Annotated in this window: 24 protein-coding genes; 19 read left to right on the top strand and 5 right to left on the bottom strand. The window is 62.0% G+C overall.

Annotation, left to right across the window (positions count from 1 at the left end):
• Positions 1–50: 50 nt before the first annotated feature.
• The 3 genes from glmU to VIO10_RS03770 are packed head-to-tail and all read right to left on the bottom strand — an operon-like array spanning position 51 to position 2,212.
• Complete coding sequence (gene glmU, locus VIO10_RS03780) at positions 51–1,478, bottom strand: bifunctional UDP-N-acetylglucosamine diphosphorylase/glucosamine-1-phosphate N-acetyltransferase GlmU (protein ID WP_331959568.1); 1,428 nt, start codon at positions 1,476–1,478, stop codon at positions 51–53.
• Between the two features lie 12 nt (positions 1,479–1,490).
• Positions 1,491–1,919 (bottom strand): hypothetical protein, encoded by a 429-nt coding sequence (locus tag VIO10_RS03775; protein WP_331959565.1) that lies wholly within the window; start codon positions 1,917–1,919, stop codon positions 1,491–1,493.
• Positions 1,916–2,212 (bottom strand): hypothetical protein, encoded by a 297-nt coding sequence (locus VIO10_RS03770; protein ID WP_331959562.1) that lies wholly within the window; start codon positions 2,210–2,212, stop codon positions 1,916–1,918. The genes VIO10_RS03775 and VIO10_RS03770 overlap by 4 nt, the downstream gene beginning before the upstream one ends.
• A gap of 154 nt (positions 2,213–2,366) precedes the next feature.
• Here VIO10_RS03770 and VIO10_RS03765 point away from each other — a divergent pair, with 154 nt between their 5' ends.
• From VIO10_RS03765 to VIO10_RS03695, 15 genes are all read left to right on the top strand, one after another.
• Positions 2,367–3,272: a tyrosine-type recombinase/integrase gene (locus VIO10_RS03765; protein WP_331959559.1), complete on the top strand. Its 906-nt coding sequence runs from the start codon at positions 2,367–2,369 to the stop codon at positions 3,270–3,272.
• Entirely contained in the window at positions 3,253–3,825 is a 573-nt protein-coding gene (gene hslV / locus VIO10_RS03760) for an ATP-dependent protease subunit HslV (protein ID WP_349259220.1), read from the top strand. The genes VIO10_RS03765 and hslV overlap by 20 nt, the downstream gene beginning before the upstream one ends.
• Before the next feature lie 28 nt (positions 3,826–3,853).
• Positions 3,854–5,224 (top strand): ATP-dependent protease ATPase subunit HslU, encoded by a 1,371-nt coding sequence (hslU, locus tag VIO10_RS03755; RefSeq protein ID WP_331959556.1) that lies wholly within the window; start codon positions 3,854–3,856, stop codon positions 5,222–5,224.
• 107 nt (positions 5,225–5,331) lie between these two features.
• Positions 5,332–6,276 carry an acetylglutamate kinase gene (gene argB / locus VIO10_RS03750; protein WP_331959553.1) on the top strand — a complete coding sequence of 315 codons (945 nt, stop codon included), beginning with the start codon at positions 5,332–5,334 and terminating at the stop codon, positions 6,274–6,276.
• Positions 6,273–7,472, top strand: a complete 1,200-nt coding sequence (locus VIO10_RS03745) for an aspartate aminotransferase family protein (protein WP_331959550.1) — start codon at positions 6,273–6,275, stop codon at positions 7,470–7,472. Before argB ends, VIO10_RS03745 begins: the two co-directional genes overlap by 4 nt.
• A 19-nt stretch (positions 7,473–7,491) precedes the next feature.
• Positions 7,492–8,433 (top strand): ornithine carbamoyltransferase, encoded by a 942-nt coding sequence (gene argF / locus VIO10_RS03740; RefSeq protein WP_331959547.1) that lies wholly within the window; start codon positions 7,492–7,494, stop codon positions 8,431–8,433.
• 14 nt (positions 8,434–8,447) lie between these two features.
• Positions 8,448–9,665 carry an argininosuccinate synthase gene (locus tag VIO10_RS03735; RefSeq protein WP_331959544.1) on the top strand — a complete coding sequence of 406 codons (1,218 nt, stop codon included), beginning with the start codon at positions 8,448–8,450 and terminating at the stop codon, positions 9,663–9,665.
• A gap of 32 nt (positions 9,666–9,697) precedes the next feature.
• Positions 9,698–9,874: a hypothetical protein gene (locus VIO10_RS03730; RefSeq protein ID WP_331959541.1), complete on the top strand. Its 177-nt coding sequence runs from the start codon at positions 9,698–9,700 to the stop codon at positions 9,872–9,874.
• A 71-nt stretch (positions 9,875–9,945) separates the two neighbouring features.
• Positions 9,946–11,367, top strand: coding sequence for an argininosuccinate lyase (gene argH, locus VIO10_RS03725; RefSeq protein WP_331959538.1), 1,422 nt, complete (start codon positions 9,946–9,948; stop codon positions 11,365–11,367).
• Entirely contained in the window at positions 11,364–11,870 is a 507-nt protein-coding gene (locus VIO10_RS03720; RefSeq protein ID WP_331959535.1) for a hypothetical protein, read from the top strand. Before argH ends, VIO10_RS03720 begins: the two co-directional genes overlap by 4 nt.
• A gap of 130 nt (positions 11,871–12,000) precedes the next feature.
• Positions 12,001–13,260, top strand: a complete 1,260-nt coding sequence (gene lysA / locus VIO10_RS03715) for a diaminopimelate decarboxylase (protein ID WP_331959532.1) — start codon at positions 12,001–12,003, stop codon at positions 13,258–13,260.
• 15 nt (positions 13,261–13,275) lie between these two features.
• Positions 13,276–14,166 carry a diaminopimelate epimerase gene (gene dapF, locus VIO10_RS03710; protein ID WP_331959529.1) on the top strand — a complete coding sequence of 297 codons (891 nt, stop codon included), beginning with the start codon at positions 13,276–13,278 and terminating at the stop codon, positions 14,164–14,166.
• 22 nt (positions 14,167–14,188) lie between these two features.
• Positions 14,189–15,061, top strand: a complete 873-nt coding sequence (gene dapA / locus VIO10_RS03705) for a 4-hydroxy-tetrahydrodipicolinate synthase (protein WP_331959526.1) — start codon at positions 14,189–14,191, stop codon at positions 15,059–15,061.
• Positions 15,062–15,074: 13 nt separating this feature from the next.
• Entirely contained in the window at positions 15,075–15,872 is a 798-nt protein-coding gene (locus VIO10_RS03700; protein ID WP_331959523.1) for a methyltransferase domain-containing protein, read from the top strand.
• A 42-nt stretch (positions 15,873–15,914) separates the two neighbouring features.
• Positions 15,915–16,673: a DUF1499 domain-containing protein gene (locus VIO10_RS03695; protein WP_331959520.1), complete on the top strand. Its 759-nt coding sequence runs from the start codon at positions 15,915–15,917 to the stop codon at positions 16,671–16,673.
• Between the two features lie 19 nt (positions 16,674–16,692).
• Here the strand turns inward: VIO10_RS03695 and VIO10_RS03690 are convergent, their stop codons facing one another.
• A complete protein-coding gene (locus VIO10_RS03690; protein ID WP_331959517.1) occupies positions 16,693–17,631 on the bottom strand; it encodes an LLM class flavin-dependent oxidoreductase in 939 nt (312 codons plus the stop codon).
• A 213-nt stretch (positions 17,632–17,844) separates the two neighbouring features.
• On the opposite strand from VIO10_RS03690, the gene VIO10_RS03685 reads away from it, so the two are divergent.
• Entirely contained in the window at positions 17,845–18,264 is a 420-nt protein-coding gene (locus tag VIO10_RS03685; protein WP_331959514.1) for a hypothetical protein, read from the top strand.
• Positions 18,265–18,357: 93 nt separating this feature from the next.
• On the opposite strand, the gene VIO10_RS03680 is transcribed toward VIO10_RS03685, so the two are convergent.
• On the bottom strand, positions 18,358–19,686 hold the full coding sequence (locus VIO10_RS03680) for a sigma-54 dependent transcriptional regulator (RefSeq protein WP_331959511.1): 1,329 nt from the start codon (positions 19,684–19,686) through the stop codon (positions 18,358–18,360).
• A gap of 238 nt (positions 19,687–19,924) precedes the next feature.
• On the opposite strand from VIO10_RS03680, the gene VIO10_RS03675 reads away from it, so the two are divergent.
• The 3 genes from VIO10_RS03675 to hisH all read left to right on the top strand — a co-directional run bounded on the left by VIO10_RS03675 (position 19,925) and on the right by hisH (position 23,084).
• A complete protein-coding gene (locus VIO10_RS03675; RefSeq protein WP_331959508.1) occupies positions 19,925–21,967 on the top strand; it encodes an APC family permease in 2,043 nt (680 codons plus the stop codon).
• Positions 21,968–22,025: 58 nt separating this feature from the next.
• Complete coding sequence (locus VIO10_RS03670) at positions 22,026–22,331, top strand: PepSY domain-containing protein (protein WP_414645310.1); 306 nt, start codon at positions 22,026–22,028, stop codon at positions 22,329–22,331.
• Positions 22,332–22,463: 132 nt separating this feature from the next.
• Complete coding sequence (gene hisH, locus VIO10_RS03665; protein WP_331959502.1) at positions 22,464–23,084, top strand: imidazole glycerol phosphate synthase subunit HisH; 621 nt, start codon at positions 22,464–22,466, stop codon at positions 23,082–23,084.
• Position 23,085: the final 1 nt, after the last annotated feature.

Genomic DNA, 23,085 nt, shown 5'->3' with positions numbered 1-23,085 from the left:
CGAGCACAGGGTAGGAGGGGTTAGTGAAGATTGGACAAAAACTCAGACTCTCAGTGATCCTTCCTACGGCGCAGGCTGCCGTCGGGGCTGTCGTTGTGGCGCTTGCGCCAGGTCGCCATCCAGCCGGCCCTTTCGCGCTGCGGATGATGCGACATCACCAGCGCGCCGTCGGGCACCTCGCGAACAATCGTCGTCCCCGACGCGACGAACACGTCGCTGCCGACCTTGACCGGCGCGACCAGTTGCGTGTCGCATCCGACCATGCAGCGATCGCCGATCACCGTCTGATGCTTGTCGTAGCCGTCGTAATTGACCGTGATAACGCCGCATCCGACGTTGGTGTCGGCGCCGATAGTGGCGTCGCCGAGGTAGCTCAGGTGGCTGGCCTTGGTGCCGCGTCCGAGCCGCGCGTTTTTGGTCTCGACAAAATTGCCAATCCGGTTGTGCCCGGCAAGCTCGGTGCCGGCGCGCAAGTTGGCGAACGGGCCGATTTCGGATTCTTCGCCGATCACGCAATCTTCGGCGCGCACGCCCAGCTTCAGATGGCACCGCGGGCCAACAGTCACGTTGCTGAGCCATGCGGTGCCGTCTATTCGCACGCCCTCGCCGAGCTTGCACGCGCCAAAAATCTGGACGTTGGGACCGATTACGCAATCGGGCGCGATTTCGGCTTGTTCAGAAATGTAGGCGGTAGGTGGATCGACGATCGTCACGCCGGATTGCATCAGCCTTCGGTTAACCGCCGCACGAATTTCCGCTTCCATATTTGCCAGCTCCTCGCGCGAGTTGATTCCGGCGAATTGCGCCGGGTCGGCAGCAACCCACGCTTCGACTTTTTCGCTTTCGCCGCGAGCGCGCGCGATCGCAACGATATCGGTCAGGTAATACTCACTCTGCGCGTTGCCCGGTTTCAGTTCCGCCAGCGCCGACCGAAGGATCGCTGCATCGGCCAGATAGAAGCCGGTATTGATTTCCTTGATCGCGCGCTCGGCCGGCGTCGCGTCGCGAAACTCGACGATTTTCTCGACCTTGCCGCTGGCGTCGCGAACTACCCGGCCGTACGCGCCGGGATCGTCGAGCATGATGCTGATAAACGAGAGCTTTGCGCCGCGCTTTCGATGCGCGTCGAGAAAAGCGCGCAGCGTCGCCGGCGTGACTGCCGGCATGTCGCCGTAGGCGATAAGCACGTCGCCGGTGAAGCCCGCGGGAACCTGGCCCAGCCCGCATCGAGCGGCGTCACCGGTGCCGCGCTGAGGCTCCTGGAGCGCGAATCGCGCTCGGCAGAAGCTTGCGGCGGCCTCGACTTCGCCAGCCTGATGGCCCACGACGATTACGATTGGCTCGGGCTCGAGCGCGGCGACGGCGCGAATCGCGCGCGCGATCATCGGTTCTCCGCCCAGCTCGTGCAGCACCTTGGCCCGCTTCGAGCGCATCCTGGTCCCTTTGCCCGCAGCAAGAATGATTGCGGCGAGGCTCATGATCGGTACGCCCTATTCGTAGTCATCGAAGTTCGAGACTTTCCACGTGTCGGCGGTCTTGCGCGCCGTGATCAGCAAGTTGCGATTGAAGCTGCCGCCGTCGGGCACCTCGATGGTCGCGCGAAACAGGAACTCGACATGGTCGGCGCCGTCGCGCTGGGCAGTGAGTTTGTAATGCACGGTGGGCTTGTGGGTATTGGCGTCGATTTTCTGACTGCCGATCATCTGTATCTCGCGATGGAGCTTGTCGAGTGCGAGGCCGGTGCAGAATGGCTCGGCCGCCTTCAGATTGATCGCTACATAGTATTGATCGACGAAGCGATCGGCGACGCCGCGCGCGCTGTTGGCCGGATGGCATCCGCTGGCAACGATCGAAGCGAACGCCGCGATGAAAACAAGCCCGGCGCAGCGGTCGCGAAGCATGAATCTGCAGGATGTCATGATTTTTTCTTGAAGAGAGCCTCCAGCTTGCTCTGCGCGCCGGCTTTGGTTTTCGCCTGCGGCCTGACGGCTGCGTCGCCGGGCATGAAGTATTCGCAGAAATTAAATCGCTCCTTGTCCACCACCCGCTCGGCCATCGTCTCACGGCAACTGTTGTTGTAGGCCGGATCGAAAAAGCCGCAGTTGCGGCATGCATGCAGCGCGCGGCCGCATCCGGGACATTCGTCGCGAAACCCGACGCGCTCCATCCCGGCGATGACTTCGATTTTCTTTGCGCAATTCCAACAGTTCATAGCGAGGCGGCGATCTCCTCGCGCGGCATCGGGCGCGGCGATATTCCCATAATTCGAAAGCGTTGGTTCCCTGGGGGACGCGCTGAGAGAGGCATGCTTTTTCGGCCGAATCGCCGCTGATAGCATAGCCGCTCAGGTGGATGCGCGCGAGACAATGGAAGCGGAGGTAGAGGCTTTTGCGGCGGCGCTGAAGAAGGCGTCGCGTGCCGCGGACAATACGGTGACAAGCTATCGTCGCGACCTGCTCGCGCTGCGAAGTTTTCTGCTGGAGCGGGCGGCGATGGTCGGCAGACGAGTCGAGGAAATCGACGTTGCGGGCATCACCGCCGATCATATCCGCAGCTACCTGGCCGAATTGATGAAAAAAAACGCAAAACGCGCCACCGTGCAGCGCAGGCTGAGCGCGATCAAGGCATTTTTCCGCTACCGCGAGACGACGACCGGCGAGCCAAGCCCGGCGCGGTCGATTCGCTCGCCAAAAAACGAAAGACGCCTGCCCTCGATATTGCAGCCGGACGAAGTCCGCCGGCTGATCGAAGTATCTGCCGATGACTCGAAGCCCGCGGCGATACGCGATCGCGCGATCTTCGAGACGCTGTATTCGTCGGGGCTGCGCGTCGGCGAGCTGGTCGGGCTCAACTGGCGCGATATCGACGAAGAACTCGGGATGGTCATGGTGCGGGCGGGCAAGGGCAACAAGGACCGGCTGGTGCCGCTGGGCGAGCCTGCGCTGGATGCGTTGCGGGCGTGGCGGCGTGCGACGGCGGTTGCGTGGGAACCCGACAGCGCCGTGATAACCAATCTTCGCGGCGGCAGACTGACCACGCGCAGCGTCGAGATGATCCTGCAGCGGCGATTGGCGGCGGTGGGTCTGAGCGCGGCAATCACGCCGCACGGGCTGCGTCACTGTTTCGCAACGCACATGCTCGGCAATGGGGCGGACCTGAGGTCGATACAGGAAATGCTCGGGCATGCGAGCCTGGCGACCACGCAGCGCTATACTCATGTGAGCGTGAATCATTTGAAAGAGGTTTATCGACGTGCCTTTCCACGGGTTTGATCAGGGCCTCGAGCCGGGCGCCGAAATTCGCCACACGACGATTCTGTGCGTACGCCACGACGGGCACGTCATCATCGCGGGTGACGGACAGGTGAGCGTTGGACAAACGATCATGAAGAGCAAGGCGAAGAAAGTGCGCCGGCTGCATCAGGATCGCGTGCTGGCGGGATTCGCGGGCTCGACCGCGGACGCGCTGACGCTGTTCGACAAGTTCGAATCGAAGCTGCAGGAATACAACGGCGTGCTTCGCCGCGCCGCGGTCGAGTTGGCCAAGGACTGGCGCACGGATCGAATCCTGCGCCGGCTCGAGGCGATGCTGGTGGTGGCGGACAAGGAGAGCTCGCTGCTTATTTCAGGCGTCGGCGACGTGCTCGAGCCCGACGATGGAATATTGGCGATCGGATCGGGCGGCAACTACGCGCTATCAGCGGCGCGCGCGCTGGTTCGCCACGGTTCCGGGATGACGGCGCGCCAGATCGCGGAAGGTGCGATGAAAATCGCGTCGGAGGTCTGCGTTTACACCAACGACCAATTCGTCTTCGAAGAGTTGTAGCCACAATACCCCAGGAAGTTTCCAGCCGATGCCAGTTCCACAAGTGATGACGCCGCGCGAGATCGTCTCGGAGCTCGACCGCTATATCGTCGGGCAGCATGAGGCCAAGCGCGCAGTCGCGATCGCGCTGCGCAATCGGTGGCGGCGGCAGAATGTCGCGCCGGAGCTGCGCGACGAAATTGCGCCCAAGAATATCCTCATGATCGGACCGACCGGCGTCGGCAAGACGGAAATTGCGCGGCGGCTGGCGCGGCTGGCGCAAGCGCCGTTCGTCAAGGTGGAAGCGTCGCGCTACACCGAGGTCGGCTACGTCGGGCGCGACGTCGAGTCGATGATTCGCGACCTGGCCGAAATTGCGGTCAAGATGGTGCGCGACGAAGCGCGCGATCGGGTTGCGATCAAGGCGCGCGAGGACGCCGAGGAGCGATTGCTCGATCTGCTGTTCCCGATGCCCACCAAGGTCCGCCACCCCGCGGGGATCACGCCCGAGGGGAATATCGAAGCGGTCGACAACGACTCGCACAAGGACACGCGCGAGAAATTGCGCAAGCTGCTAAATGGCGGCCATCTGGACGATCGTGAAGTCGAGCTCGAAGTCAGCGCCAACGCCGCGCCGAATATCGAGGTCTTCACGCCGCAAGGGATGGAAGAGATGGGCCTCAACATGAAGGAGCTGATGAATCAGCTCATGCCCAAGAAGACGCGCACGCGCAAAGTGAAGATCCCCGAGGCGCTCGAGCTGCTGACGACGGAAGAAGCGGCGCGGCTGGTGGACATGGAGGCGGTGGCGCACGAGGCGATCAGCCGGGCGGAGCAGTCGGGCATCGTGTTCATCGACGAGATAGACAAGATCGCGGGGCGCGAGTCGCACGGACCCGACGTCTCGCGCGAGGGCGTGCAGCGCGACCTGCTGCCAATCGTCGAAGGATCGACGGTCAACACGAAATATGGAGCGGTCAAGACCGACCACATTTTGTTTGTCGCGTCGGGGGCGTTTCACACCTCGAAACCGTCGGACCTGATTCCCGAGTTCCAGGGGCGCTTTCCGATTCGGGTCGAGCTGAAGGCGCTCACGCGCGAAGATTTCATCCGCATTCTGACCGAGCCCGAAAACGCGCTGACCCGGCAATACGTCGCGCTGATGGAGACCGAGGGCGTGCATATGCGCTTCACCGGGGACGGGGTGGCAGCGCTGGCGGAGATCGCGGCCAAGGTCAACTCGCGCTCGGAAAATATCGGCGCGCGCCGGCTGCATACGGTGCTCGAGCGGCTGTTGGAAGAGTTGTCGTTCAACGCGCCGGAACTGCCCGATCGCGAGCTGACCATCGACGCCGCGTACGTTCACGGCCGCCTCGATGAAATCGTCAAGGACGAGGATCTCTCGCGGTATATTCTGTAGCGCCCGTTCAGCCGTTACAATTACCCTGATAATCGCCGCCATGCGGTGGATTGCGCCGCGCGCTCAATACTGTTTTGATTTCCTTTTTTGGAGAGGTTGCTTAAGCCGTGAAAGAGACCGTCCACAATCGAGCCGCCGTGCTGATCGAAGCGCTGCCCTACATTCGGCGCTTTCGCGGCAAAACGTTCGTGATCAAATGCGGCGGCCACGCGATGCAGACCGAGGAGTTGCGCGAAAGCTTTGCGCAGGAAGTCGTGCTGCTCGACCTGGTCGGGATCAACCCGATCATCGTGCACGGCGGCGGGCCGCAGATTACGGAACTTATCGGCAAGCTCGGACTGAAGTCGCGCTTCGTGCGCGGGATGCGCGTCACCGATCCGGCGACGATGGAAGCGGCCGAGATGGTGCTGCAGCGAATCAACAAGGACCTGGTGGCGACGATTTCGCGCCAGGGCGGCCGCGCGGTCGGGCTTTCGGGCAAGGACGGCGACCTAATCAGGTCGCGCAAGATGCGGATGGTCGTGACCGATGACAACGGCAAACGCTCGCGGGTCGATATCGGGCTGGTCGGCGAAGTCGATCGGGTGAATCCGGAATTGCTGCGCACGCTCGAGGCCAACAACTTCATCCCGGTGATCGCGCCGACCGGGTTCGGCCGCGACGGCCAGACTTACAACATCAATGCCGACGTCGCCGCGGGCGAGATCGCGGCCGCGCTCAAGGCGGAAAAATTGATCCTGCTGAGCGACGTCGAGGGGGTGAAGGACAAGGACGGCAAATTGCTCTCGACGCTCGATGCCGCGGAAGCCAGGCGGCTGATCGCGCGCGGGGTGATTGCGCAAGGGATGATTCCGAAGGTCGAATGTTGCATCGAGGCGCTGAACAAGGGCGTGGCGAAGACCCACATAATTGACGGCCGCGTCAAACACGCGGTGCTGCTGGAAATCTTCACCCGCTCGGGAATCGGAACGGAAGTGGTTCAACGCCGCGCCAAGGTGTCGGCGTTGACCGGCACGGCGCGCAGCGCGGAGGGCAGCGGCAAGGCGCGATGAACAATGCTGAGATAGTTGAGCTCACGCATCGGCACATGGTCGATGTTTACGGATGCCTTCCGATCGCGTTCGCACGCGGGCATGGCGCCTATCTGTATGACGCCGACGGCAACCGTTATCTCGATTTTTTCTGCGGGCTGGCGGTCACCAGTCTCGGTCATGGAAATCCCCGCGTCGTACGCGCGATCAAGGAGCAGGCGGAAAAGCTCACGCACGTTTCCAACGTCTTTCACACCGAGCCGACCGCGCGATTGGTCGAGCGGCTGGCAAATCGTTTCGGCGAGGGAAAAGTTTTCCTGGGCAACTCGGGGGCCGAAGCCAACGAGGCCGCGATCAAACTTGCGCGGCGATGGGGCAGCAACGCCGGCGGCGGGCGCTTCGAGATTCTGGCGACGCTCGGATCGTTCCACGGACGCACGCTGGCCACGCTGAGCGCGACCGGCCAGGAGCGATACCATCAGGGCTTTCAACCGCTGATGCCCGGCTTCAGACTCGTGCCCTTCGACGATCTCGCGGCGCTCGATCGCGCCCGGCGCGACGAAACCGTCGGCGTGATGATCGAACCAATCCAGGGCGAGGGCGGCGTGGTCGTGCCGCGCGCGGATTACCTGAAGCGAATGCGCGACTGGTGCGATCGCAACAAGATGCTGCTGATCCTTGACGAGGTGCAAACTGGAGTCGGGCGCACCGGGCGATTTTTCGCGTACGAGCACGCCGGCATCAAACCCGACATCGTGACCCTGGCCAAGGCGCTCGGCGGTGGAATCCCGATCGGCGCGATGATTGCGCGGGCCGAGTTCGCGTCGAGCTTCACGCCGGGCAGCCACGGCAGCACGTTCGGCGGAAATCCGGTGGCGTGTGCGGCGGCGCTCGCCGTGATCGACGCGCTCGAGCAGGATGGCGTGCTGGACAACGCGTCGAGCGTCGGCGGCTATATGCTCGAGCGGCTCGGTAAATTTGCGCGCTCGTGCGATCGAATCGTGGAAGTTCGGGGACTCGGAATGATCATCGGGGTGGTGCTCAAGCACGACACGCGTCCGATCGTCGAGGAGTGCGTCAAGCAGCGGTTGCTGGTCAACGGCACCGCGGGCAACGTGCTGCGGCTGCTGCCGCCGCTGAACCTCACCCGCGAGGAAGCCGACGCCGGTCTTGCGATTATCGAAAATGCATTCAAGCGCGCGCCGATTCCGAAATGAGCCGCGTCGCATGCGCCAGATGAAACGCGATTTGCTCGATCTCAGTTCGCTCTCGCCGGCTGAACTCGTCGGACTGCTCGCGCTTGGCGCGCGGCTGAAGGCCGAGCTCAAGATCGGACTCGAGCATCCGTACCTGCGCGGCAAGACACTCGCGATGGTGTTTCAGAAGCCGTCGCTGCGGACGCGAATCACGTTCGAGACCGGCATGGCGCAGCTTGGCGGGCATGCGATTTATCTGGCGCCGAATGATATAGGTATCGGGGAGCGCGAATCGGTCAAGGACGTCGCGCGGAACATTTCGCGGTCGGTGGATTTGATCATGATTCGCACCTTCTCGCACGAGACCGCGGTTGAGCTTGCGCGCGAGGCCACCGTGCCGGTCATCAACGGGCTCACCGATTTGCTTCATCCGTGCCAGTTGCTCGCCGATCTGATGACGCTGCAGGAACACTTCGGGCGCGATCTCAGGAAGGTCCGCGTCGCATTTGTGGGTGATGGATTCAACCTCGCACAGAGCTGGATCGAGGCGGCCTCGATCGCAGGTTTCGAGCTGCGGCTGGCTTGCCCGAAGGGCTACGAGCCCGAGCAGGCGTTCATGAAGCGCCTGCGCGGCGAGGAGATCGGCACGCTCACCGACGATCCTGCCGAGGCGGTAAAGGACGCGGACGTCGTTTACACCGACACCTGGACTTCGATGGGCCGTGAGAAAGAAGCGGCGCAGCGCCGGCGCGACTTCAAGCGGTTCCAGGTCAACGACGCGCTGCTGAAGAATGCGCGCAAGGGCGCGATCGTAATGCATTGCCTGCCGGCGCATCGCGGCGAGGAAATTACCGACGCCGTGATCGACGGGCCGCGCTCGGTCGTGCTTGATCAAGCCGAGAACCGGCTGCATGCGCAGAAGGCGGTGATGGTCTGGCTGATCCGTCCTGAAATTTTGCAGACTTCGCCGTCGCCGGAGTGAGGTTCGGACGAATCGTGGCAGCCGAGGAAATAAAGAAACTGGTGCTCGCCTACTCGGGCGGACTCGACACGTCGGTGATCCTGCGCTGGATCAAGGATCGCTTCGGCTGCGAGGTGATCGCATATTGCGCGGACATCGGTCAGGGCGACGAGACCGAGGGCCTGGAAGCGAAGGCGCTCAAGACCGGAGCGAGCAAGCTTCATATCGTCGATCTTCGCGAGGAATTCGCGCGCGACTTCGTGTTCCCGATGATGCGCGCAAATGCGGTGTACGAGGGCTATTACCTGCTGGGCACGGCGATCGCGCGGCCGATGATCGCCAAGCAGCAGGTGGAGATAGCGCGCGAGGAAGGCGCCGACGCTGTCGCCCACGGCGCCACCGGCAAGGGTAACGACCAGGTGCGATTCGAGCTGACGTATGCGCGGCTTGCGCCGGATCTCAAGATCGTCGCGCCGTGGCGCCGTCTCGATTGGCCGTTCAGAGGCCGCGCCGACATGGTCGCCTACGCCAACCAAAAGAAGATTCCCGTGCCCGTGACCGCCGAGAAGCCGTACTCGATGGATCGCAACATGGTCCATGTCAGCTACGAGGGCGGTATCCTCGAGGACCCGTGGCGCGAGCCTTACAACGACATGTTCCGAATTACCGTCTCCGCCGAAGACGCGCCGAACAAGCCTGAGTACGTCGAAATCGAATACGCCGGCGGCAATCCGGTCGCAATCAATGGAGCGCGGCTCGCGCCCGCGCGGATTATCGAGCGCGCCAACGAAATCGCGGGTCGCCACGGGATCGGTCGGGTCGATTTGGTGGAGAATCGCTACGTCGGAATCAAATCGCGCGGAGTCTATGAGACTCCCGGGGTGACGATTCTTTCCCATGGGCACCGTGCGGTTGAGCAGCTCACGCTCGACCGCGAGGTGATGCATCTGCGCGACTCGCTTATCCCACGCTACGCGGAAATGGTGTATTACGGATATTGGTTTGCGCCCGAGCGTGAGGCGCTGCAGGCGCTGATGGATGATACGCAGAAAAACGTGAGCGGAGTCGCGCGGCTGAAGCTCTTCAAGGGCGGCGTATGGATCGCCGGGCGCAAATCGCCGAACTCCCTGTATGATCCGAAGATCGCGAGTTTCGAGGAAGCGGGCGGGTTCAATCAGGCCGACGCCGACGGATTCATCAGGCTCGCGGGCGTGAGGCTTCGCGCGCTGGCTCGTGTGGGCACCAAGAGCTGATCGTCAAATCGATCATCGAAGGACGCATCGAGTTGGGCAAGGTCATCCAGTTCAAGCCGCCGCGAACACAGCCCAAGCTGGTGCCCCGTCCGCGCACGGGAGATTGCGATCACTGCCATCACAAGATGGACGTCCATATCACCCATCCCGACGGTTCGATGAGCTGTGCGGCACGCGGATGTACCTGCCAATTGCGGCCCGCCAACTGAAGCGCGTGGAGCTTGTCGCGGATTGCCCGCGGCGGATGACTGCGATCGTTTCACAGTGAAAGAGTAAAAAAGTGAAAGTGCGTCGCGGCCAGAAAAAGAACCTTAAGGCGGCGCCAGCCGGCGCCGCGGCGCGCAATCTCATCCGGGGAAGATTTGCGCGCGGCCGCATCCCCGAGGTCGAAGCCTTCACCGCGTCGTTGCCCTTCGACCGGCGGCTTTTCCGGCACGATATTCGCGGGTCGATCGCGCACGCGCGGATGCTCGAGCAGGCCGGACTGCTCAAGCCGGGCGAGTTGCGTGCAATCGTTGGCGGACTCGAGCGGATCGAAAGTGAAATCGCGGATGGACGCTTCAAGTTCGACATCGCCGATGAAGACATCCACCTGGCGGTCGAGCGCCGGCTGATCGCGCTGATTGGTGAACCCGGGCGCAAGCTGCACACCGGGCGTTCGCGCAACGATCAGGTTGCGCTCGACCTGCGGCTCTATCTCCGCGACGAGATTGCCGGCGTGATCGCGCTGGTCGCCAGGCTTCGCGCCGTACTGATTCGGCTCGCCAGGCGCCACGTCGCCACGATCATGCCGGGCTATACGCATTTGCAACGCGCGCAGCCGGTCACGCTCGCGCATCATTTGCTCGCCTACGTCGAGATGCTTGGCCGGGATCGCGAGCGCTTTGAGCAGTCCGCGGCGCGCACGGCGATCATGCCGCTGGGCGCAGGCGCTTTGGCGGGGACGACGCTGCCGCTGGACCGCCGGATGGTCGCGCGGGCGTTGGGCTTCAAGGCGATCACCGCCAACAGCATGGACGCGGTGTCGGATCGCGACTTCGCGGTGGATTTTCTTTCGGCCGCCGCGCTCACGCAGGTGCATCTGTCGCGGATGAGCGAAGAAATAATTCTCTGGACAAGCACAGAGTTCGGATTCGCGGCGTTGCCCGATGAATTTTCGACCGGCAGCTCGATGATGCCGCAGAAAAAGAATCCTGATCTGCTCGAACTGGTCCGCGGCAAGACTGGCCGGGTAATCGGCGATTTGGTCGCGATGCTGACGGTTTTGAAGGGCCTCCCGCTGGCCTATAACTCGGACTTGCAGGAAGACAAGGAGCGTGTGTTCGACGCGCTCGACGCGCTCAAGCCGGCGCTCGAACTGCTGGCGAAGTTCTGGCCGAAACTGCGGTTTGATACCAAACGCATGCGAGCGGCAGCGGGAGGATTTGCGCTGGCCACAGACCTCGCGGAATACCTGGTCAGTCGCGGCACTGCGTTTCGCCGGGCGCATGAAATCGCCGGCGCGATAGTCCGCGAGACGGCCGAAGCGGGCAGCACGCTCGAGGACTTGAGCATCGCGCAGTTGAGGCGGCATTCCAGCGCGTTTGGCGCCGACGCGATCGCGATTCTTCGAGCCGAGAACTCGGTCGCCCGGCGTACGATCGAAGGCGGTCCGGCGCCGTCCACAGTCAAGCGCCGCCTCAAGGAGCTGGGACGCCGATGAATCGGGAAACCAACCGTGCGAAGTGGCTGACGTTTGCGCTCATGATTGCCGCGCTTGCAAGCGCGGCGTTCCTCGGATGCGGCGTGAAGTCGCCGCCAATATCGCCGGAGGCGGCGCGTCCCGAGAAAATCCTCGGCCTCGAGGCCGCCAATACGAAAGATGGAATTCGGCTGACCTGGGATCGACCCGAAAATTACGCCAGCGGCCAGAAGATGCGCGACTTGGGCGGCTTTACAATCTCGCGCGCCCAAGAGGGTAAGCCGGTCGAGAAGATTGGCGACATCCAGGTGCATGATGAAGGGCGATTCCAGGCACAACGCACTTTTACCTTCATCGACGGTGCGACCGTCATGGGCAAGACCTATCATTACCAGGTGACTTCCAGCACCACCGACGGCTACGTCAGCCAGCCGTCCAACGATGTGACGGTCGTGCGCAAGGGTGCATCGGCTCCGCCGAACCCGGAAAATTTCGTGCTGCCCACGCCAGTACCGCTGCGATAACCGCGGGCGCGAGCGCAACTGCGGCGAGCGTCCGTTTATTCGCCGGGCTGCTCTATGATAGAAACGATCCTTCACCCATCGCACCGCCGTCGAGCGAGCAAAGCAGCCGCGTGACCGACGCCACATCGCAATGAACTACTTCGAATACCGCAACGATCAGCTGTATGCCGAGGACGTGCCGATCGCCGATTTGGCGCGGCGAATCAACACGCCTTTTTTCGTATATAGCGCGCGCACGCTCAGGCGGCATTTCCGGGTCTTCGACGAGGCCTTCGCCGGCACCGACCATTTGGTCTGCTACGCGATGAAGGCGCTCTCGAATCTGAGCATCCTGAAATTGTTCGCCTCGATGGGCGCGGGATTCGATATCGTCTCGGTCGGCGAGCTGATGCGATGCCTGCGAATCGGCGCGGACCCATGCAAGATTGTCTTCTCCGGCGTCGGCAAGACCGACGAGGAGATCGCGGCTGCGCTCGAAGCCGGCATCCTGATGATCAACGTCGAGTCGCGCCCGGAACTGCATCGCGTGGCCGAGGTTGCGGGCAGGATGAAGCGTCGCGCGCCAGTCAGCCTGCGCGTGAATCCCGATCTCGACCCGGGCACGCATCCGCACATTTCCACCGGCCATCGCGACAGCAAGTTCGGCGTGCCGCTCTCGCAGGTGGACGAATACTATGTGGAAGCGAGCGCGCTGGCGCAGCTTGAAATCGTCGGTCTGAGCACGCATATCGGCTCGCAGATAACCGAGATGGCGCCGTTTGCCGAAGCGGGACGGAAGGTTGCCGCGATTGTCGGGCGGCTGCGCAGCGCGGGAATCGCGCTCAAGTATCTGGATCTCGGCGGCGGTCTCGGAATCTCCTATCAGGAGCAGTTACCGCCGCCCTCGGAATACGCGCACGCTCTGCTCAAGCCGATCGCGGGGCTGGGGCTCAAGATAATCACCGAGCCGGGACGGGTTATGGTCGGCAACGCGGGCGTGTTGGTGACGCGAGTCCTCTATAACAAGCAGACCGACGTGAAGCGCTTCGTCGTTATCGACGGCGCGATGAACGACTTGATTCGCCCCGTGCTCTACCAGGCGTATCACGCAATCGTTCCCGTCGATCGCCGCAGGCCCGGCAAGACCGTGACGGCGGACATCGTTGGTCCGGTTTGCGAGAGCGGCGATTTCTTCGCGCGCGAGCGCGAGATGGCCGAGCCCGAGGAGGGCGACCTGCTGGCAGTGATGAGCGCCGGCGCTTATGGCTTCGTCATGTCGTCGAACTACAACAGCCGCCCGCGCGCGCCCGAGGTCATGGTCGACGGCGCCGAAGTGCACGTGATTCGCGAGCGCGAGAGCTTCGAGGACCTGATCCGCGGCGAACATATAGTTACCCTCAAGCCGGCGTGAGAGCGCACAAACGCGATGGCAACGCTCGAATTCACCAAGATGCACGGATGCGGCAACGACTATATCTACATCGTTGCTTTGCACGCGCGTCCCGCCGACCCGGCGGCACTTTCGGTCAAACTTTCTGACCGCCACTTTGGCGTAGGCGGCGACGGTCTAATCATGCTCGCGCCGTCAAGCAACGCCGACATACGAATGGAGATGTACAACGCGGACGGAAGCCGCGGCGGCATGTGCGGCAACGGAATCCGATGCCTTGCGCGGCTTGCCTTCGAGCGCGGCCTGGTGCGCGCCAACCCGATGGTCGTGGAGACGAACGCCGGGCTCAAGACGGTCGAGCTGCGGCTGGAACGCCGCCGCGTAGTCGGCGCGACGGTGGACATGGGCGAGCCGATCCTCGAAGGCCGCGACATCCCGGTCGATGCGGTCGGCCGAATTATCGACTATCCACTGGATGTCGCAGGCATGTGCGAGTCGATCACGGCGGTATCGATGGGCAATCCGCATTGCGTCGTATTCGTTGCCGATGACGGCGTATTCAAGCTGCAGGATCGCGATTTCGCAGAGCTGGGCCGCAAGTTTGAGCATCATCCGTTCTTTCCCCGCGGCGTAAATACCGAGTTCATCAGGGCCCTCTCGCGCCGCAATCTCAAGATGCGCGTGTGGGAGCGCGGCTCGGGCGAGACCTGGGCCTGCGGCACCGGAGCATGCGCGGCCCTGGTCGCGGCGGTTCTGACAAATCACTCCGAGCGGACCGCGACGGTAGAGTTGCGCGGCGGCAACCTTGAAATCGAATGGCGCGCCGGCGGAGCCGATGCGAATCACGTCTTCATGACCGGCGACGCCGTCGAGGTTTTTCGCGGCCAGGTCGAGCTGGGCGCGGACGAGATGGTCCCGGTGAGTTGAATAAAGCGGGAGGCTTCGAACGATGTTCAATGGGGCACTGACGGCGCTGGTTACGCCATTTCGCGATGGCGAGGTGGACGCGCCCGCGTTGCGCGAGCTTATCGAATGGCAAATCCAGAGCGGAATCGACGGGCTGGTCCCGTGCGGCTCGACCGGGGAATCCGCCACGCTCACCCACTCCGAGCATGACAACGTAGTCAAGCTAACGATCGAGCAGGTGCGAAAGCGCGTCCCGGTAATTGCGGGCACCGGCTCGAACTCGACTGCGGAAGCGATTCGGCTGACCGCGGCTGCGCGCGAAATGGGTGCGGACGGCGCGCTATTGCTATCGCCCTATTACAACAAGCCCACCCAGGACGGCATCTTCAGGCACTACAAGATGATCGCGGCGAGCGTGGACCTCCCGCTGTTCGTGTACAACATCCCCGGTCGCACCGCCTCGAACATCGCGCCCGAGACCTTTGCGCGACTCAGCGAAATCAAGAACATCGTTGGCGTCAAGGAAGCATCGGGCTCGATGGATCAGTCGTCGGATATCCTCAAGCTGTGCGGCGACCGGCTCGCGATCTTTTCCGGCGACGACGGCTTGACACTGCCGCTAATCGCACTTGGCGCCAAGGGTGTGATCTCGACGAGCGGCAACGTAATTCCGCGCGAGATGCACGATCTTGCGGCCGTCGCGCTCGGCGGCGATTTCCCCAAGGCGCGCGAGATCCATTACCGATTGATCCCGCTGATGCGTGCGCTGTTCGTCGAAACGAATCCGATTCCCGTCAAGCAGGCGCTCGCGTTCATGGGCAAGTGCGCCAACGAATTGCGGATGCCGTTGGTACCGATGACCGCAGGCCCCGCGGAGAAGTTGCGCATCGTGATGAAGGAACTCCGCCTCGTCTGAGCGGCAATTGGTCATGGCCGAGCCCTACTACAAGCAGCACTGGGTCGATATCGACTCCGACCGCCACAGCGCATACGACAAGATCCTTGCGTTTCATCCTGCGATGGAACCGCTTCTGCGTCCGCTCGATCTTAAGGCCGGTTTGCGCGTACTCGATGTTGGCTCCGGACCCGGCCACACCGCGGTCGAACTTGCACGGCGCGTGGCTCCCGGCGGGAAGGTGACGGGCGTCGATATCAACGCCGAGTTCGTCGAGCGATCTGGCGCTCGCGCGCGCGAGGCAAAGGTGGCAGCGGAGTTCGTGCAAAGCGCCTTTCCGCCGCTCCCGTTTCCAGACGCCTCATTCGACCGCGTCTGGTGTAAAAATGTTCTTGAGTATGTCGATTCCGCAGCCGATACTGTCGCGGAAATGGCGCGAGTGACGGCGCCGGGCGGGGTGGTGGTCGCGGTCGATAGCGACTGGGACATGCTCGCGCTCGATATCGGTCCCGCGGCGCGCGCGCGCACCGATCGAATTCTGGCCGCCTCGAAGACGATTGCGATCAAGGAGCCGCAGATCGGGCGCCAGCTCTATCGGCTGTTTCACGCGGCCGGTCTTGGCGAGGTGAAAGTCGAGATTCACGCCGGCGCGGATACCGCCGGACGCTCAATGCCGATGCTCAAGGCCAGTTTTGCGCGGTATGCGCGCGACTCCGGCAAGGTCGTGGCGGCCGAGGTCGAGGGTTGGTTCGCCGAGATCGATCGCGCCGTCGCCGGAGGATCGTTTCTGTTCGTATTGCCGCAGTTTGTGGTGCGCGGAATCAGGAACTAGGCGTCCGGGCGTAACCGCCAATCTCTTACGGGAGAACAACGGATGATTTTTGCATGGCTGGCCTTCTTCGACGCACTGTTGGCGATTGCGCTGATCGCGGCAGGCATTGTTGGCGCTCACTTCTACCTGTTTGCGCCGTTCATGGGTTTCCAATTGTTCGCGCTCGGGTTTCTGCTGAGCATCATGGGAGCGCTGGTCGGGTTCGTCGCTGTTTTCATAACGCGCAAGCCTCAATTGCGAGCCGGGCACAATCGAGCTTTGGTGGGCACGGCGGTATGCCTGCTGATCGCGTTGCCGTTAATCGTGACCGTGGTGCGCAGTTTGAAGTATCCGGCCATCAACGACATCACTACCGATTTCGACAATCCGCCCGAGTTCGTTTTCGCCCAGAAGCTGCAGCATGAACCGAACCGCGACATGAAGTACAACAAAGCGAAATACGCGATTAAGCAGCGGGCCGGTTATGGCCTGATCGGTCCGATCAAGGAGCGCCTCGAACCGTCGGCGGAATTCGCGCGCGTAACAGAGGTCGCCCACGGCGTGCCTACGTGGAAGATCACCTATTCCGATGCGGCCAAGAATACCCTCGAGGTCGTCGCGACTTCGCGGCTGTTCCATTTCCAGGATGATGTCGTGATCCAGATTCGGCCGACTCCCGACGGCGTAAGCCTGATCGAGATGCGCTCGAAATCGCGCGACGGGATCGGCGATTTCGGGGTCAACGCCAAGCGTATCCGGCGTTTCTTCGATCGCGTCGCACTCGCCCGCGGCAAGGTCAACGAGCAAGAGGAAATACCGTAAGCGCGCCAGCGAATCTGCGCTATTGCTTGAGCGCGCGAATCGTCCGCATCACGGCAGCGTTGCGATCTTCATTGACCGGATTCGTGAATACGATCGCAGTGCCAATTCCCGGCGCGCATAGCTCCTGCAGTCGCTCGCGAACGCGAGCTTCCGAGCCGACCAGCAGGGTCGCATCGATCAGTTCGTTGCTGACCGCCTTGACGGCCGCCTCGCCGTCCCGCCCGGCGGCGCGAATAGCTGCGATTTCCCGCTCGAATCCCGAATGCGCCATCATGTTGCCGTAAAACTTGAGCGCGCCGTAGCGGGACAGAAGTTTGCGCGCGGGACGACGCGCGGCTTCGAGATCATCGGAAATAAACGCGGTCGCAAACAGCGTCGGCTCGATCTGTTTGGCGTCGCGGCCGCCGATTTGTGCGCCCTCGGCCAACTCGCCGAGCGCTGCCTTGACCCGCGCCGGTGGAAAGAAGTTGAAAATGACGCCGTCTCCGATTTCGCCGGCCAGCTTTACCATCGGGCGCGATACCCCCGCCAGATAAAGTGGCAGCTTCGTGCTGACGCGCGGCCCGGTCTTGCCCCCCTCGAGCGCGGCGCGAAGAGTCTTCACCGTTTCGCGCATCCTGGTCAGCGGTATTCCCATTTCGATTCCCAGCGCGGAATTGCCCTCGCGATGGCCTGTGCCGAGACCGAGGATAAATCGTCCGCCGGTGAATTCCTGGACCGCAGCGGCTTCATTGGCGAGCAGATTCGGATGGCGCAGATAGATGTTCGTGATCGCAGTGCCGAGTTTGATTCGCTTGGTGTGAAGTCCGAGCGCGAGCGAGCATGCAATCGAGTCGTTGTTCGCCTCGGTCATGAAGACCCCCGCAAAGCCCGCGTCCTCCGCCGCGCGCGACCATTCGATCAGGCGAGCCGGCGGGCTGTCGGGAAGTATCGTGCAAGCAAGTGCAGTTTTGGCCATGTGAATTTTCCCTTCGTCTGACTGCAGCCGACACTTTCATCAAGCAGCAGTTTTCGTCAAGCCGTGTGCCCGCCGGAACCGGGAGGTTGTGCCACTGAGCCCAAGATTAGTCGCGTTCGCTGGACTTCATTGGCGGTCGCATCGTAAAAATATAAAATTGTCAATGGTAGGCCGCTTTTCCCGAGTCACATCTCTACTTGGAGGACGAGTACGATGAAACGAGTTGCTGTGGCATTGATCGCGACAAGCATGCTGATGACCGCCGTGAGTGTGGGATTCGCAAAAGATCTTACTACGACCGGCCTCGAAGAGGCGTTCATTGACGCGGTTGGGACCTGCGGTCCGTCGAGCAGCATGGCGGGCGCGCTGGGCAAGAGCGAAGACCCGGCGGTGAAGATCGCGCTTCGCGACGCGTTGATTGCGGAAGCTGCCGACGACGCCGCCGCGGTCGCGGGCTCCAACAAGGCGCACAGCGACTGCATCAGGAAGGATCTCACGTCGCGCGGATACACTGACAACGATATGGCCGCGCTGCCCTATTGCGTTAAGCACGACTGGCCAAGTCCGTTCGACAGCCTCGGCGTGTGCGTGAAGAGTCACAGCCGTCTCGAGGGCGTGCTCAACAAAAAATAGTCGCGCAGATCGCCTGCTGAATGACGATTCGATTACCGGCGCGCTCCATCGCGGAGCGCGCCGGCGCCGTCTTCCGTCTTTTTCTCCAACTGTTTAGTCCAGGCCGTATCTCCGGCGCTTTCGCCACAGTGTCGCGACGTTGATTCCCAGCATCTCGGCCGCTTCTTCAAGCGTCATTGCCTGCTCGAGCACCACTTCGATATGCCGTCGCTCCATCTGCTCCAGCGTATGGCTGTGATCGAGTTTGTCGGGGGACGCGAGTATTTTGTCCGGCAGATCGCTTAGATCGATCGTCTCACCGCGGCTCAGGATTACCGCGCGTTCCATCACGTTGCGAAGCTCGCGGATATTGCCCGGCCACGAGTAAGACACCAGCGCCTCGCGCGCCTCGGGGGCGATCGAATGGGCCGGCTTGTGATGTGTCTGTGCGGCTTGCGCCGCGAAGTACTCGGCCAGTTTCAGGATTTCTCCAGGCCTGTCGCGCAGCGCCGGCACCTGCAATTCGATCACGTTGAGCCGGTAATAGAGATCCTCGCGGAAGCGCTTTTCTTTGACCAGCTGCTCGAGATGCTGATTGGTCGCGGCGATTATGCGCGCATCCACTTTGATCGTCTGCGCGCCGCCGACCCGCTCGAACGTCCGCTCGTGCAGAAAACGCAGCAGCTTGGACTGAACCACCGGCGTCAGGTCGCCGATCTCGTCGAGCAGAACGGTCCCGCCCTCGGCCGCTTCAAGCCGCCCGGGCTTGTCCTTTATCGCTCCGGTAAACGAACCGCGCACGTGGCCGAACAGTTCGCTTTCCAGCAGATGCTCGCTGAGCGTCGTGCATGCGACCTGCACGAACGGTCCATCTTTGCGCGGACTCAAGCGATGTATGTACGACGCCAGCATGCTCTTGCCGGTGCCGCTTTCGCCGGTGATCAAGGCAGTCGCGTCGCTGTCAGCCACCTGCGCTGCCGTCTCCGCGAGCTTTCGCGAATGCGGACTGTACGTGAGGAACGGCTCGGGCTCGCCAAGGCTTTCGATCCGATCGCGCAATTCTTTGTTCTCGGCGCGCAGTTCTTGCACCTCGAGCGCGCGCGCAACGACGTGCGCGATGTGGTCGGCCGTGAACGGCTTGGTGACGTAGTCGTACGCCCCCTGGCGCATCGCCTCGACCGCATCGGGAATCGAGCCGAACGCCGTCATCATCACCACCGGCAGCCCTGGGTTGAGCCGTTTGATCGACTCGAGCAGCTTCAGCCCGCCCATCCCTTCCATGCGGATGTCGGAGACGACTACTGCGGGCGCCGACGGCCCCAACAGTTCCAGCGCACGTTCCGCATTCTCCGCCACGGTCACTTGATGACTTGCGGACTCAAGGCTCGCCGCCAGAGTGCGGCGGATGTTGCGGTCGTCATCGACGACAAGGATGTTAGCCAAGCGTTTCTCCGGCTAGTTGCGCAATTTCCATTCTACCGCTCGACCGGCTGGCAGCATCAAGAGTGCTCGTATATCGTAGTATTGCACGTTGCACGTCTATAACCGCTCAACTCATTGCGTTTCGCAGGTCAAGGTCCACAAAAGGCAACAAGAATATGCGGAATCATTGCGGTCTGCATCTTGCACATTGAAACCCTGCGTCGCCGGTGTTTTCGGCGTTTGCTCGGGAGATTCATAGTTGGCAGCCACCCCTAAAGTACCCAGCGCCGAGCGGGCTCAGCCGCAGGCGAGCTTCGGCAGACAAACCAAAGCAATCGTAGTTACCACCGGGATGCTTGCCTTCATTTCCTTCTGGCGAGCGTCCGCGATCGTACTGTGCGATCTCGCCTCGACAGCCTACTACATCGGCGGCATCGTCGAGCAGGCCTGCGGTCGCTCTGCCCCGTATTTCATTCTTGCGGTCATGCTGTTCTCGTACGCGGTGCGCGCCGTGTACGTGGAATCGTGCTCGATGTTTACGCGCGGCGGTGTATATCGGGTCGTCAAAGAAGCGATGGGCTCGACGCTGGCAAAAATCTCGGTGTCGGCGCTGATGTTCGACTACATCCTGACCGGGCCGATCAGCGGCGTTTCGGCCGGCCAATACCTGGTCGGTTTGATCAACGAGCTGCTCAAGCTTGCGCATTCCGGAATTGTTCTGCCGGCTGATTTCTCGGCCGCCTTCTTCGCCATCGCCGTGACCGTATATTTCTGGCGTCAGAATATTCTTGGCATCGAGGAATCCAGCGGCAAGGCGATGCGAATCATGCAGGTCACGACCGTGATGGCCGTGATTATGATCGTATGGTGCGGCCTGACGATTTTCATGCGCGGCGCGCATCTGCCGCCGTTCGAGTTGAAGTTCACCGACGACTCGCTGGGATGGCTCAAGCACTTTCCCGGCGCGCGCACCATCGGCACGCTTGGAATCCTGATCGCGTTCGGCCATTCGATCCTCGCGATGTCGGGTGAGGAATCTCTGGCGCAAATCAATCGCGAGATCGAGGCGCCCAAGCTCAAGAATCTCCTGCGCACCGGCCTGGTCATCTTCATTTACAGCCTGCTGCTGACGTCGTTGGTGTCTTTTTTCGCGGTCATGATCATCCCGGACAGCGTCCGGATGTCGAATTACGGCGACGATCTGATCGGCGGGCTCGCGATGTTCATGGTCGGTCCGCTGTGGGCGCGAATAGCGCTACGCGCGTTCGTGGTATTCGTCGGATTCCTGATTCTGGCCGGCGCCGTTAACACCGCGATTGTCGGTTCGACCGGCGTGCTTACTCGGGTCGCGGAAGACGGCGTGCTGCTCGACTGGTTCCGCCATCCGCACAAAAAATTCGGCACCAACTATCGCATCGTGAATATGGTCGCGATGCTCCAAATCGCCACCATCGTGCTCTCGCGCGGCGACATGTTCGTGCTCGGCGAGGCTTACGCATTCGGCGTCATCTGGAGCTTCGTCTTCAAAACGCTCTCCGTGCTGATTCTGCGCTACAAAGAAAAGTACCATCGCTTGTGGAGGATGCCGCTGAATCTGACCTGGTTCCGCCCCGGCGGCCAGGACTTCCCGCTCGGTCTCACGCTGACGTTTGTGGTTTTGTTGGCGACCGCAATCATCAACCTGTTCACCAAGCAGGTCGCAACGATCTCAGGCCTCAGCTTCACGCTCGCGCTGTTCGTGATTTTCGAGATTTCGGAAAAGATCAACGGCCAGGCCCAGCATGCCTACGGCGAGGAACCCGAGAAGTTTAATCTGCAACTGGTCGAAGAAGCCCAGGTCGATCCGATTCATCTCGGCCTGGTCGCCCCGCACAAGCGGCTGATTGCGATCCGCGATCCCAACAATCTCGCACATTTGCATCGTTACTTGTCCGAGCCCGATGACGCCAAACTGATCGCGCTGACCGTGCGAACCGAGAGGGGATTTGCCTCCAGCGACGGCGGTCAAATCTTCACCGACGCCGAAGAAAAATTGTTCAGCAAAGTCGTCAAGGTCTGCGAGGATCACGGCCGCGCCGTCACGCCGCTGGTGTGCGTCTCCAACGACCAGGTCTATGCGATCGCCCGCATGGCGTTTCTTCTCAGCGTCGATGAAGTCGTGATGGGCGTGTCGGCACGCTTCAACTCCGACGTCCAGCTCGAGAACTTCGCGATGCACTGGGGATCGCTCGGCGACTCGGAAGAGCATCACGTAAAAGTGCGCGTGCTCTCCGACCAGCAGGACATCCGCGCCGAACTCTGATCCGATGGCGCATCCCCGTCTGCTTGGGTAAAGGGCGCACGTCATCTATAATGCCACGATGTGTAGTTATCGTCGATTTTTGACTAGCATTCTGATCGCGACTCTCTTGACCGGAACCGCCTTCGCCTTTAATGGCGAGAAGTATCTCGCGGACGCAAGCGTTACACTGGCGCAGGCACGCGAGGCCGCACTTAAGACCTATCCGGGCAAGATCGTCTCGGAGGAACTTGAGAAGGAATCTGGCGGCAGCGGACTCCGCTACTCGTTCGTCATTCGCCATAACACGGCCAAGCACGAAGTCGGAATCGACGCGAAGACCGGCGCGGTGCTGGAAAACTCGGTGGAGGGCAAGAACCCCGACTGAGATCTCGACTCGTCGGATTCACGACCCTTCGATCCTGACCGCGCAATCGCCGGGGACTTGCGCCGGCGCCGGCCCACCGCGCCTTGGGTGGCGTTGCGACTCCAGCTATGATCGGCTTGTCTGGACGGAGCCATGATCGCAATCGTCGATTACAAAGCCGGCAACCTCACCAGCGTTCAGCGCGCGCTCGAATTCCTCGGCCATCGATCCGAGATAACCGATCGCGCCGAGCGCATCGCCGCCGCCGATCGCGTAATCCTGCCGGGAGTCGGCGCCGCCGGCGCCACGATGGAAAATCTGCGCGCGCTCGGACTGGTCGAAGTTCTCCGCAACGACGTAGCCCGCGCCGGCAAACCATTTCTGGGCATCTGCATCGGCATCCAGGTGCTGCTCGATCGCAGCGAAGAGGACGATGCCGATTGCCTCGGCATTATCGCCGGCCGCGTCGTGCGCTACCCGCGCTCGATTGACGGCCGTCCGCTCAAGGTCCCGCAAATCGGATGGAACCGCGTGCGCCAGACCCGCCCTCATCGAGTCTTCGCCGGCGTGCCTGACAACACCCACTTCTATTTCGTCAATTCGTATTATCCGATTCCCGACGACCCCTCGATGGCGATTGCCGCTTCCGACTACGGCGTTGCGTTCACCGCGGCGGTCGCGCGCGACAACGTGCTCGCGACTCAATTCCATCTCGAAAAGAGCGGTGCGGCCGGCCTCAAACTGCTCGACAACTTTTGCCGGATGAGTTGCTGAC

It is taken from the genome of Candidatus Binatus sp., assembly GCF_036567905.1.
Classification (GTDB): domain Bacteria; phylum Desulfobacterota; class Binatia; order Binatales; family Binataceae; genus Binatus.
Note: the sequence above shows the minus strand (reverse complement) of the source record. Positions and strands in the feature narration are given on the sequence as shown.